The sequence below is a fragment of the Nocardia tenerifensis NBRC 101015 genome (assembly GCF_000308715.1).
Lineage (GTDB): Bacteria > Actinomycetota > Actinomycetes > Mycobacteriales > Mycobacteriaceae > Nocardia > Nocardia tenerifensis.
This window is the reverse complement of sequence record NZ_BAGH01000274.1, coordinates 1-11,825: the sequence shown is the minus strand read 5'-3', so window position 1 is coordinate 11,825 and position 11,825 is coordinate 1. Positions and strand designations below refer to the sequence as shown.

The following is an 11,825-nucleotide window of genomic DNA, read 5'->3' as shown; positions in this document are numbered from 1 at the left end:
TGGTCGGCCAGTTGGGTTTTCAGCGTCGCGAGGTTCTTGTCGCGCGCGAGCACGCGCCCCTTCGCGTCGACGGCCGCGAAGGTCATCCGCAGATGGTCCGGCAGCGCGGCGACGTCGAGATCGGACGGATCGACCGTGATCGAACCCAGACGCGACAGTTCCCGCGCCAGCCCGATCCGCAGCGGCTCCGCGCGCGGGGTGAGCGCGGCCAGAGCCGCCGCCGCGAAGTCGGGGGCCGGAACGACGCTGCGCCGCAACGCCTTCGGCAAGGTCTTGATCAAGGCCGCGGCGAGCTCCTCGCGCATGCCGGGCACCAGCCAGTCGAAGCCCACGGCCCGCACATGGGCCAGCTGCTCGACCGGGATGCGGACGGTGACGCCGTCCTCCTCGTTGCCGGGCTCGAATTGGTAGGTGAGCGGGAAGCTCAGCTCGCCTTGGCGCCAGGCATCGGGGAAGGCGGCCGGGTCCAGCGCCGCCGTGCCCTCGTTGACGACGGTCGAGGTCGAGAAGTCCAGCAGCGCCGGGTCTTTGCGGCGCGCGGACTTCCACCAGCTGTCGAAGTGCCGCACGGACACGATGTCGGCGGGCAGGCGCTTGTCGTAGAACTCGAACAGCACCTCGTCGTCGACGAGGATGTCGCGGCGGCGGGCCCGATGCTCGAGATCGGCGACGTCGTCGATCAATTCGCGGTTGCGGTGGAAGAACTCGTGGCGGGTCTGCCACTCGCCCTGCACCAGCGCGTGTCTGATGAACAGTTCGCGCGAGCGTTCCGGGTCGATGCGGCCGTAGTCGACCTGCCTGCCGGTCACCAGCGGAATGCCGTACAGGGTGACCCGCTCGTAGGCGCTGGCCGCGCCGCGCTTGGCCGACCAGTGCGGCTCCGAGTAGGTACGTTTGACGAGGTCGCCCGCGAGCCGCTCGGCCCACTCCGGCTCCACCTTGGCCGCGATGCGGCCCCACAGCCGCGAGGTCTCGACCAGCTCCGCGGCCATCACCCAGCGCGGCGGCTTCTTCGCCAGCGACGAGCCGGGGAAGATCATGAACTTGGCGTTGCGCGCGCCGAGGAACTCGCGCGACTCCGCCTCGCGCACGCCGATGTGGGAGAGCATGCCGGCCAGCAGGGCCTGATGGATTCCCGTGGAATCCCACGGCATGTCGTCGGTTTCGAGCGTGGAGCCGCCGGCCGCCTGCGGTGAGTTTCCGCGTCGTCTCTTCGAATTTCGTTGCCCGCCTGATGTTTCCGCGAATCCATTCTGCCGGTTCGAGGGCGCGCGCCCACCGGGGCCGCGCCCGGCGTCGTCCGGTGCGTCCGTGCCCGAGCGTCCATGTGCTTCGTTCTGGCTCGGAGCGCTCGGGGTGTCGGGAGCACCCTTGCCGCCGCGTCGCCGGCGCCGCGCACCGCCTTCGCCTTTTTCCGCACCGTTCGGTTGATCGCGTCCGGAGGCCTCGTCACGAGCCTTTTCTGTCGACCAGCCGAGCCCCTTGGTAATGGTGCGCAGCTGCCCGTGCAGATCCTGCCACTCCCTGATCCGCAGGTAGTGCAGGAACTCCTCCCGGCACATCCGCCGGAATTGGTTGGACGACAACGACTTCCGCTGCTCCGTCAGGTAGTCCCACAGCCGCAGGTAGGCGAGGAAGTCGGAGCCCTCGACGATGAACCGGGCGTGCTTGGCGTCGGCGGCCTGCTGATTGTCGGCGGGCCGCTCGCGCACGTCCTGAATCGACAGCGCGGCAACGATGATCAGCACCTCGGCGAGGCATCCGCTGCCGTGCGCCTGCACCAGCATGCGCGCCATGCGCGGATCCACCGGGAGCTGTGCCATGTCGCGCCCGATCGGGGTCAGCGTGAGCCCGGCGTCGGATTCGGTTGCGCCCGTGCGTCGTCCGAGCGCGCCGAGCTCCTCCAGCAGTGCGATGCCGTCGCGAATGGCCCGCTTGTCCGGCGCCTCGACGAACGGGAAGTTCTCGATATCGCCGAGCCCGAGCGCGGTCATCTGCAGGATGACGGCGGCCAGATTCGTGCGCAGGATCTCCGGTTCGGTGAAGGCGGGCCGGGATTCGAAGTCGTCCTCGGAGTACAGCCGGATGCAGATGCCGTCGGCGACGCGACCGCAGCGGCCCGCGCGCTGGCGGGCCGAGGCCTGCGAGACCGGTTCGATGGGTAGCCGCTGCACCTTGGTGCGCATCGAGTAGCGCGAAATGCGCGCTGTGCCAGGGTCGATCACGTAGCGGATGCCGGGAACGGTCAGCGATGTCTCCGCGACGTTGGTCGCGAGCACCACCCGGCGACCGGGGTGCGGCGCGAACACGCGGTGCTGTTCGGCGGTGGACAGCCGCGCGTAGAGCGGCAGGATCTCCGTGCGGGGCAACTTAAGATCGCGCAAAGCGTCTGCGGCGTCGCGGATCTCGCGTTCGCCGGACAGGAACACCAGCACATCGCCGTCGCCCTCCGCGAACAGCTCGGTGACCGCGTCGCCGATGGCGTCCACCGGGTCACGGTCGACCACCCTGGTGTCCTCGTCGTCTTCGTCGTCGCCGCCGGGCAGCTCCAGCGACAGCGGCCGGTAGCGCAGCTCGACGGGGTATGACCGGCCGGAGACCTCGACAATCGGTGCGGGAGTGCCGTTCTCGTCGGCGAAGTGCCTGGCGAACAGTTCCGGATCGATGGTCGCCGAGGTGATGATCACCTTCAGGTCGGGCCTGCGCGGCAGCAGCTGTTTGAGGTAGCCGAGCAGGAAGTCGATATTGAGGCTGCGTTCGTGCGCCTCGTCGATGATGATCGTGTCGTAGCGGCGCAGCAGCCGGTCGCGCTGGATCTCGGCGAGCAGGATGCCGTCGGTCATCAGCTTGATCAGCGTGCGGTCGGAGGCGTGGTCGGTGAAGCGGACCGTGTAGCCGACGACGTCGCCCAGCTCGGTGCCGAGCTCCTCGGCGATGCGCTCGGCGACGGTGCGCGCGGCCAACCTGCGCGGCTGGGTGTGGCCGATGGTGCCGCGGATGCCGCGCCCGAGCTCCAGGCAGATCTTCGGGATCTGGGTGGTCTTGCCGGAGCCGGTCTCGCCCGCCACGATCACCACCTGGTGCGCGGCGATGGCCTCGGCGATGTCCTCGCGGCGCTGGGTGACCGGCAGCTGCTCGGGGTAGCGGATCGGCGGCACGGCGGCGCGGCGCGCGTCGATGCGGAGCTCGGCCGCGGCGATCTCGGCCTCGACCTCACCGAGGTCGCCGCCGCGCGCCCGATCGAGCCTGCGGCGCAGCCGGTATTCGTCGCGGAGGGAGAGATTCGCCAGGCGGGTGCGGAGCTCGCGGGGTCCGGTATCAGCTGTCCTGGTCATCGCACTCATAAGCGTAGCGAAGGGCGGCAACCGGTATTTCCGTCAGGCGTCGCCAGCGGGTAGCCGACAGTGTGCGGGTCACCAGGTCGAGCCTGGTCAACGGGTCTTGATATGCGAGGATCGGGCGATGAACATCGCATCCGGCACGGTTACCCGCCGCGGGCACCGACGTGTCGATGGCCATACATGATCCCTCCTGCCGGGGTATTCGCGCTGGTGTAAGGCGTATCGACGCAATCGATGAGCAGGTGGGCCCCGGGCGCGATTCGGAGGGCGACACCTTCCTCCGGTAAAGGTGGACACATGAACTCGCTATGGCATGGATTTGCCGACATGGGTGTGGTCGAGCGGGACGGCGCGTTCGTCGTCGCCCGTGGCGAGGGCGCCTATATCTACGACACCGCGGACAACCGCTACCTGGACGCGACGGCCGGACTCTGGTTCACCAACGTCGGCCACGGCCGCGCCGAGATCGCCGACGCGGTCGCCGCCCAGCTGCGCCGCGTCGCGCACTACTCCAACTTCGGCGACTTCACCGAGCCGGCCACGCAGGAGCTGGCCGAGCGGCTCTCCGCGCTGGCGCCGGTGCCGGGCAGCAAGATCTTCTTCACCTCCGGCGGCTCGGACTCGATCGACACCGCCGCCAAGCTCGCCCGCCGCTACTGGCACGAGCTCGGCCGGCCGGACAAGACGATCGTGGTCGGCAGGCAGAAGGCCTACCACGGCATGCACGTCGCGGGCACCGCGCTGGCGGGCATCCCCGGCAACCGCGAGAACTACGGCGAGCTGATGGCCGACGCGCGCACCATCGAGTGGGACGACCCGAAGTCGCTGCTCGCGCTGATCGAGGAGATCGGCGCCGAACGCATCGCGGCGTTCTTCTGCGAGCCGATCATCGGCGCGGGCGGCATCTACCTGCCGCCGGACGGCTACCTCGCCGAGGTGCGCCGCATCTGCCGCGAGCACGACATCCTCTTCGTCGCCGACGAGGTCGTCACCGGCTTCGGCCGCATCGGCGGCTCCTGGTTCGCCTCCTCGCGCTTCGACCTGCGACCGGACCTGATGACCACCGCCAAGGGCCTCACCTCCGGCTACGTCCCGATGGGCGCGGTGTTCATCGCGCCGCACATCGCCGAGCCGTTCTTCGCCGGCGGCGTCTGGTGGCGCCACGGCTACACCTACGGCGGGCACGCGGGCGCCGCGGCGGCCGCGCTGGCCAACCTCGACATCGTCGAGCGGGAGAACCTGCTCGACGAGTCGGCCCGGCTGGAGGCCACGCTGCACGAGAAGCTCGCCCCGCTGGCCGAGCACCCGCGCGTCGCCGAGGTGCGCAGCGGGCTCGGCGCCGTCGCCGCCGTCCAGCTCGCCGATTCCGCCGAGGGGCTGCCGATGGTGAAAACGCTGCGTGCGCACGGCGTTTCGAGCCGTGCCGCAGGCCAGGGCGCGATGCAGATCTCGCCATCGTTCGTGATGACCGATGCTCAGGTCGACGAGATGGTGGAGGGCTTCACCCGCGCGCTCGGTTGAGTCGACCTCCTACGGCGAACCGCTCCCGTGGTGCGGCCGGAACGTCTGTGCTGCGGGCGAACGGTGCTGTGCCGCGGGCGAACCGCTCCCGTCCTGCGGGTGAATGCTCCCGGCCCGCAGGCGGACTGGTTCCGCGTGGGAGGCGGACCACTCCTGTGCTGCGGGCAAAACGTCTGTGCTGCGGGCGAACCGCTCCCGTGTCGCAAGCGAAGCGCTCTCACACCGTTGGCGAAACGCTCCCGCACCGCAGGCGTAACCCGGTGCGGAAGTTCACAGCACGCGGGTCATGAAGACACTGAACGGGTCGAGCCGGTAATCGCCGAACGGCTCGCAGTACTCGAAACCGTGTGCGGCGTAGAGCTTCTGGGCCGGGGCGAAGAACTCGGGCGCGCCCGTCTCCAGGCTCACCCGCCGATATCCGCGCGCCGTCGCCTCGGCGAGCAAGTGGCGCAACAGGATCGAGGCGACGCCGCGGCGCTGGTGCGTCGCGGCAGTGCGCATGGACTTGATCTCGGCGTGCTCGTCGTCGAGTCGTTTCAGCGCGGCGCAGCCGGCCAGCGTGTCGCAGTCCCAGGCGCTCCAGAAGGTGATCTCCGGGCGGCGCAGCGCCGCGAGGTCGAGGGCGTGCATGCTCTCGGCGGGGGAGTGCGCGGCCATCTCCGTCAGGTGCTCGGTGAGCAGGGCGGCGATCTCCGGTCCGGACAGATCGTCGACGACGATGCGCAGGGACGGGGCGGCGATAGCAGACCGGTCGGTGTTGCTAGACATTCGTCCATCATGCAGTGCGGGTGCGCGGGCATGATCCCTCGACGGGCCCGGCCGCACACGCTTTAATGAGAGGGCACTTGCCCGCACTTGCTCGGCGGACCCAGCCGTCCGGCCAGGGAGGCTGAAACATGAAGCTCGCCAAGGTCGCCGCGCTGGCGGCCGGCGTCGCCCGCCGCGCCGCCGACGAAACCTACTACGCATCCCTGGCCGTGCGGGCGGGCCTGGTGACCCCGGAGCGCCCCGACCGGCTCGCCAAGGTCGGCGCGGCCGTGCTGCGCTACGGCATGACCGGCGCGATCCCCACCATCGCGGCCCTGCGCTACCGCGACCGCGCGGCGCTCATCGACGAACTCGGCACGATCACCTTCCGCGAACTCGACGACCGCACCAGCGCGCTGGCCAATGCGTGGCGCGCCCGCGGCCTGCAAGACGGCGAGGTCGTGGCGATCCTGGCGCGCAACCATCGCGGTTTCCACTACGCGGTGTTCGCCGCGGCCAAGTGCGGCGCCCGAATCGTGTTGCTGAACACCGACTTCGCGGGCCCGCAGCTGCGCGAGGTGGTCGCAAGGGAGGGCGCGGACGTGCTGGTGTTCGACGAGGAGTACGCCGACATCCTCGGCGACCTCACCCCGCCGCGCGGTCGCTACCGCGCCTGGGCCGAGCAACCCGGCGTCGACACTCTGGACAATTTGATCGCGGGCGCGTCCCGTGCGACCCCGCGCCGCCCGACCACCACCGCGAAGATCGTCCTGCTCACCAGCGGGACCACCGGCACCCCGAAGGGCGCGCCGCGTAAGGAACCGACGTCGCTGGCCCCGCTCGGCGCGATCCTCGACAAGGTGCCGTTCCGGGCCCGTGAGATCACCGAATGCCCTGCGCCGCTGTTTCATACGCTCGGCTTCGCGCACGCGTTCATCGCGCTCGGCTTCGGCTCGACGCTGGTGCTCCGCCGCCGCTTCGACCCGCGCGCCGTGCTCGACAGCCTGCACCGGCACCGCGCCACCGCGCTGGTCGCGGTGCCGGTGATGCTCCAGCGGCTGGTCGACCTCGGACCGGAAGCCTTTGCCGGACAAGACCTCTCCGCGCTGCGGATCATCTTCGTCGCCGGCTCGCAGCTCGGGGCCGAGCTGTGCACGAGGGTGACCGAGGCATTCGGTCCGGTGGTCTACAACATGTACGGCTCCACCGAGGTGGCCTATGCGACCGTCGCGACCCCCGACGACCTGGCGGCCGAGCCGGGCTGCGTGGGCAGGCCGGTGTCGAGCACGATCGTGAAGATTCTCGACGAGCACGGCGCGGAGCTGCCCGCCGGGCAGACCGGTCGCATCTTCGTCGGCAACACCTTTCAGTTCGAGGGCTACACCGGCGGTGGCGACAAGGCGCGCGTCGGCAAGCTGATGTCCACCGGGGACGTCGGCCACTTCGACAGTGCGGGAAGGCTTTTCGTCGACGGACGAGACGACGACATGATCGTCTCCGGTGGTGAGAACGTCTTCCCGAGCGAGGTCGAGGAGCTGCTCGCCGCGCACCCGGCGGTCGCGGAGGTGAGCGCGTTCGGCGTGGACGACGAGCGTTACGGACAGCGGTTGCGCGCGGCTATCGTTGTGCGGGAAGGGCATTCGCTCACCGAGGAGGAGGTGCGCGAGCACGTCAAGACCCATCTCGCGCGCTTCAAGGTGCCGCGCGACGTCGTGTTCATCGATGAACTGCCGCGCAACCCCAGCGGGAAAGTTCTCAAACGCGTTCTGCGCGAACTCTGATCGCGTTCAGCGGGGCGACCCGGCGCGAAAGAACGCCCGGCGCAGTAACCCGCCGGGCGCGGGCACGCTGATCAGCCCGCCGCGCCGATGCGCGACGCAGTCGACCACGGAGTCGGCGACCGCCGCCGGATCCGCCAGCGATCCGGAGGCGACGGTGCTGACGATCACCCCGCGCTCGGACAGCTCCTGATCGAGCGCCGCGCCGAGACCGACGACACCGTGCTTGGTCGCGCAGTACACCGCCACGCCGAGTGCAGCCGGGACCCCGGCCGCCGTGCCGATGTTCACCACGTGGCCCTGCCCCTGACCGGCGAATCGTTCTGCGGCGAGCCGGGTTCCGATGATCACCGCGCGCAGGTTGACATCGATCTGCCGGTCCGACTCGGCCGCCGACTCCGCGAGAAACGGCCCGGACGGCATGACGTCGGCGGCGTTCACCATTACGTCGAGGCCGCCGAGCCTGCGTTCGGCGAAGGTGAGGAAGCTGCCGAAGCGGGCGCTGTCGGTGACGTCGAGCGGCAACCCGATCGCCGTGCCTTTGTGGGCTCTGGTGAGCTGATCCGCGACCGTGCGCACCGCGCCCATGTCCACGTCGCCGAGGACGACGTCGGCCCCCTGCGCCAGGAACGCCAGCGCGGTCTCGCGGCCGATGCCGTGCGCGCCCCCGGTGATCGCGACGCGTTTGCCAGCGAGTGTCTTACGAGACATATGTTTTCGCCTGCCTTAGTCTCCTTTCAACGCTATGGGGTCGCTGGACGGGGCTCCATGCGATATCGGGTCAGCCCTTTGCGCAATCCGGCCACCGTTCGCACACTTTTCTGCGGACTCCGGTCGGAACGTTCCGAAGGGGCCAGGTCGAACCGGACGGACGGTTTACTGCGCGGCCCCGAACTGCTCTGGGAGAGAGGAACATACGATCTCCGGCCAAAAACCTTGCGCGTATCGGCCACCGCAGGCAACGATGGATCGGTGGCCTCTTGGGAGTGGCGGCGTTCGGTGACACACGCGGTGATCCTCGTCGAGCTCGGAGAGGATCACGGCCTCACGCAATATCAGTGCCTGCACGGCACGGAACTCGACCCGCGCGTGCTGAAGACTCCCGGCGCGGAGATCACCGCCGCGCAGGAGCTCGCCATAGTCCGCAATCTCGTCACGCTGCTCGACGACAAGCCGGGACTCGGCTTCGAGGCGGGCTCCCGCACCCACATCACCTCCCTCGGCGTGTTCGCTCTCGCCGTGCTCAGCAGTCCGACGATGCGGCAGGCGATCGAGGTCGCCATGCGGTATTTCAGCTTGATGACCTCGTTCTCCCGGGCCTGGCACGTCTATCGCGGCGAGGAGATCTGGCTCTACGGCGACGACCGGGAGTTGCCTGCGCAGCTGCGCGGTTTTCTCGCCGAGCGCGACGTGTCCGCGCTGCTGACGAACTGGTTCCTGGTGTTCGGCGTGCCGCCGCCCGTCGTGCGCGTCGAGGTCGCCGGTGGCCTGCTGCCGCGACTGGCGCCCATCTTCGACCAGTTCGAGATCCCGAGCAGCGAGTCACCGGAGTTGCAGACCGCGGTCTTCGACGCCAGCGGCATCAATGAGCCCATGCCGCAGGCGAGTCCGCTCACCGCGCAGCTGTTCGAGGAGCAGTGCGACGACCTGCTCCAGCGACGCGGCCTGCGGCAAGGCGTCGCCGGCTCGGTGCGCGCGATGCTGATGCATCAGATGAACGGCCGGCTCAGTCAGGAGGACGTCGCCGCCGGCCTGCACATGAGCCTGCGCACCATGCGCCGCAGGCTGGCCGAGGAAGGCACCTCCTACCGCCAACTCTGCGCGGAAACCTTCGGCGCCCTAGCCGAAGAGCTCCTCTCCACCGGCCTGACCGTAGAAGACGTCGCATTCCGAATGGGCTACTCAGGCGCCCCGAGCTTCTCGAACGCATTCAAACAATGGCGCGGCGTCTCCCCAGGCCGATTCGCCCGCTCAGCAGTCGACCGCTACCGACAGTCCGTTCCCCGCTGAACATTCCGCACCCAGCCGGGCCGCACGGAGCGCGCGGCGTCGAGCGACCGTGCTGAGCCCGCCGGTTCAAGCGTGCCGCGCCGAGCGTGGCACGCTGAGCTTGCGCGAACGAGTGTCGCATTGAGCGGGGCACGGAAAAGGGCACCCTTAGTCGTCGGTGAGTGCGAGCATGGAAGGGGGCAGGTTCCACGGTCGCCGCGATGAGAGGTGGTGGGATGTGGTGCAGTTCGTGCAGGAGTATGCCGCGTTGCGGTGGGCGGTGGTCGCGGCGTTCGTGATCGCCGGGGCGATCGTGCTCGTGCGGCTGGCCGCGCCCGTTGCGGACGGCGTGGCTTCCGTGGTGGAACGTTCTTGGCGGCAAGCGGATTCGACTCCGGTCCACTCGGCCGGGTATCACGAATCCGACGCCGCGCATTTGATCATGTGCCTGCTCATGCTCGCGATGCTGGTGTTCCCGGCCCGTGCGAGTCCGTCCGCCGTGCGCGGCGTGCTCACCGCGATGGTCATGGTCTTCGCGGCCCTGCTGGTGAGCCGAGTCTTGGAGTGGCGCAACCTGCCTCGCCCGGTGCCGGTGGACCGGCTCGTGCCGCTGGGCTACCACACGGTAACCGCCGCGGCCATGCTGTACGCCATGTCCGGGCACGCGATGAATGGTCACGACGGTGGGCCCGGCCGGATTCCGGCGCTCGCCCTCACGGCGCTGTTCGTGGTGGACGCCTCGGCCGTCACCGTCGCCGTGGCGCGCTTGTCCGCCGACACGCCTGGCCACCTGGGATTTCTACTCCGCTCGAGTGGGTGTGTCGTGGCACTGACCGGTCCGCGCCGACGGTCGGCGATGGTCCCGCACGTGGTGATGGATCTCGGCACCGCCTACATGCTCATCGCCGCCGTTTCGGGTTGACCGGCGCCGCAGACCAATCCGCGCGCCGTCGCATACCGAACCCCTCTCTATGCAGGCAGGGATTCGGGAATGAGGGAGCACGGTTTCGCGTCGGCCCATCGATCCGGCGATTCAGCACCGGACGCGGACGAAGTCGGCGACTCGTTACGCCGGCTGCCCGGCGAGCTCGATCGGCACCGATCCGCCTTGGCCGACCGGCTCGCCACGCTGCTCACGGCGACCGCGACCGGTGACCGCGCCGCGTTCACCGATTTCTACCGGCTCACCAGCCCGCGGGTCTACGGGCTCGCCGCGCGCATCCTGGGCAGTCACCCTACGGCCGAGGAGGTTACGCAGGAGGTGTATCTCCAGGTGTGGTCGTCGGCCGATCAGTACAACCCGGCGCTCGCGGCCCCCGTGGGCTGGCTGATGATGCTCGCGCACCGCCGCGCGGTCGACCGGGTCCGCGCGGAAGCCGCCGCCGCCGTTCGTGATCTGGCCTACGCCTGCGCACACGCGGGGCGTGACCACGACGTCGTCGCCGAGTCGGTGACCCAGCGGATGGAGGAGCAGGCGGTGCTCGGCTGCCTGGACGCGCTCACTCCCACCCAGCGCGAGGCGATCTCGCTCGCCTACTACTCCGGGCGCACGTACCGTGAAGTCGCGGACCACCTATCGGTGCCGCTACCGACGGTCAAGACTCGCATTCGCGATGGGCTGAAGAGACTGGAGATCTGCTTGTCCGTAGAAGGCGCCGATGGCTGAGAACCCACCGCGGACCGACGCGGACCTGCTCGACCTGGCCTACGCGTGCGCGCTGGACGCGGTCGGCGACCTCGAGCGCCGCCACATCGAGGAGCGGCTGGCGAAGGCCGACCCTGCTGTGCGGCAAGCGTTCTCGGACACGGTGCAGCGGATGCACGAGGTGATGGCGCGCGTCGCCGAGCTGGATGCGCAGCCGCCGCCCCCGGAGCTGGAGAGTCGAATCCTCGCGGCTCTGCCCGTCGACGAACGCCCCGTCTCGCCGTGGCAGCGGCGCACGCGGTGGCTGGTGCCGGCGGCCGCGGCGGCGTGCCTGGTGATCGGCGGGACCGTGGTCGCCGATCGAATCGGCGCCCCGCCCCCCGACGTGCCGGGCGCGGAACAGGTGCATCGGCAGCCGGACGCGCGCACCCTGTCGGGGCCGGTGACCGGCGGCGGCAAGGCCGTGGTGGAGGTCTCCCCGCAGCAGCGCCTGGCGCTGCTCGCCTTCGACGGAGTGTCCGCGCCGCCTTCCGGACGGGCCTACCAGGTGTGGCTGCTGCCCGCCGGGGCGGAGTCGAAGCCGCGTTCGGCGGGCGTGCTCACCGAATTGCCCTCGGCGGCAAAGCCGTTCGTCACGGCGTTCGAGCCGGGGGAGACGCTGGCGGTGACCGTCGAGCCGTCCGGCGGCTCGCCGGGACCGACGACGACGCCGATCACCGAAGTGCCGTTGACCTGAGGGCGGAGCCCCGAGTGTCGAGACCCCGCGTACCGAGAGGCCGTGTGCCGAGACCCCGAGTGTCGAGA

10 protein-coding genes are annotated in these 11,825 nt (G+C 69.7%); 6 read left to right on the top strand and 4 right to left on the bottom strand.

Annotated elements, in window-relative coordinates; all coding sequences use genetic code 11:
* On the bottom strand, window positions 1-3,335 hold a 3,335-nt coding region (hrpA, locus tag ON39_RS21180), incomplete at its 3' end, for an ATP-dependent RNA helicase HrpA (RefSeq protein WP_040736938.1).
* The gene (locus ON39_RS48915; protein WP_146251388.1) at window positions 3,319-3,519 is read right to left on the bottom strand and encodes a hypothetical protein; all 201 of its coding nucleotides are present in this window, start codon (window positions 3,517-3,519) and stop codon (window positions 3,319-3,321) included. The genes hrpA and ON39_RS48915, both read right to left, overlap by 17 nt.
* A 119-nt stretch (window positions 3,520-3,638) precedes the next feature.
* Here ON39_RS48915 and ON39_RS21175 point away from each other — a divergent pair, with 119 nt between their 5' ends.
* Window positions 3,639-4,862 carry an aminotransferase family protein gene (locus tag ON39_RS21175; protein WP_040736936.1) on the top strand — a complete coding sequence of 408 codons (1,224 nt, stop codon included), beginning with the start codon at window positions 3,639-3,641 and terminating at the stop codon, window positions 4,860-4,862.
* A 270-nt stretch (window positions 4,863-5,132) separates the two neighbouring features.
* On the opposite strand, the gene ON39_RS21170 is transcribed toward ON39_RS21175, so the two are convergent.
* Window positions 5,133-5,630 carry a GNAT family N-acetyltransferase gene (locus ON39_RS21170; RefSeq protein ID WP_246003220.1) on the bottom strand — a complete coding sequence of 166 codons (498 nt, stop codon included), beginning with the start codon at window positions 5,628-5,630 and terminating at the stop codon, window positions 5,133-5,135.
* Window positions 5,631-5,758: 128 nt separating this feature from the next.
* Here ON39_RS21170 and ON39_RS21165 point away from each other — a divergent pair, with 128 nt between their 5' ends.
* Window positions 5,759-7,390, top strand: coding sequence for an acyl-CoA synthetase (locus ON39_RS21165; RefSeq protein WP_040736935.1), 1,632 nt, complete (start codon window positions 5,759-5,761; stop codon window positions 7,388-7,390).
* Window positions 7,391-7,396: 6 nt separating this feature from the next.
* On the opposite strand, the gene ON39_RS21160 is transcribed toward ON39_RS21165, so the two are convergent.
* Window positions 7,397-8,098: an SDR family NAD(P)-dependent oxidoreductase gene (locus ON39_RS21160; RefSeq protein WP_051186875.1), complete on the bottom strand. Its 702-nt coding sequence runs from the start codon at window positions 8,096-8,098 to the stop codon at window positions 7,397-7,399.
* 261 nt (window positions 8,099-8,359) lie between these two features.
* Here ON39_RS21160 and ON39_RS21155 point away from each other — a divergent pair, with 261 nt between their 5' ends.
* From ON39_RS21155 to ON39_RS21140, 4 genes are all read left to right on the top strand, one after another.
* Complete coding sequence (locus tag ON39_RS21155; protein WP_246003219.1) at window positions 8,360-9,397, top strand: AraC family transcriptional regulator; 1,038 nt, start codon at window positions 8,360-8,362, stop codon at window positions 9,395-9,397.
* Window positions 9,398-9,614: 217 nt separating this feature from the next.
* Window positions 9,615-10,298, top strand: coding sequence for a DUF5134 domain-containing protein (locus ON39_RS21150; RefSeq protein ID WP_040736932.1), 684 nt, complete (start codon window positions 9,615-9,617; stop codon window positions 10,296-10,298).
* A 69-nt stretch (window positions 10,299-10,367) separates the two neighbouring features.
* Window positions 10,368-11,042: an ECF RNA polymerase sigma factor SigK gene (gene sigK / locus ON39_RS21145; protein WP_040736930.1), complete on the top strand. Its 675-nt coding sequence runs from the start codon at window positions 10,368-10,370 to the stop codon at window positions 11,040-11,042.
* The gene (locus tag ON39_RS21140) at window positions 11,035-11,757 is read left to right on the top strand and encodes an anti-sigma factor (protein WP_040736927.1); all 723 of its coding nucleotides are present in this window, start codon (window positions 11,035-11,037) and stop codon (window positions 11,755-11,757) included. The genes sigK and ON39_RS21140 overlap by 8 nt, the downstream gene beginning before the upstream one ends.
* Window positions 11,758-11,825 lie beyond the last annotated feature (68 nt).

What these genes read in the sequence shown, in the direction of transcription:
- ON39_RS48915 (WP_146251388.1), bottom strand. Translation starts at nt 3,519, where the DNA reads ATGGCCATCGACACGTCGGTGCCCGCGGCGGGTAACCGTGCCGGATGC.
- ON39_RS21175 (WP_040736936.1), top strand. Translation starts at nt 3,639, where the DNA reads ATGAACTCGCTATGGCATGGATTTGCCGACATGGGTGTGGTCGAGCGG.
- ON39_RS21170 (WP_246003220.1), bottom strand. Translation starts at nt 5,630, where the DNA reads ATGTCTAGCAACACCGACCGGTCTGCTATCGCCGCCCCGTCCCTGCGC.
- ON39_RS21165 (WP_040736935.1), top strand. Translation starts at nt 5,759, where the DNA reads ATGAAGCTCGCCAAGGTCGCCGCGCTGGCGGCCGGCGTCGCCCGCCGC.
- ON39_RS21160 (WP_051186875.1), bottom strand. Translation starts at nt 8,098, where the DNA reads ATGTCTCGTAAGACACTCGCTGGCAAACGCGTCGCGATCACCGGGGGC.
- sigK (WP_040736930.1), top strand. Translation starts at nt 10,368, where the DNA reads ATGAGGGAGCACGGTTTCGCGTCGGCCCATCGATCCGGCGATTCAGCA.
- ON39_RS21140 (WP_040736927.1), top strand. Translation starts at nt 11,035, where the DNA reads ATGGCTGAGAACCCACCGCGGACCGACGCGGACCTGCTCGACCTGGCC.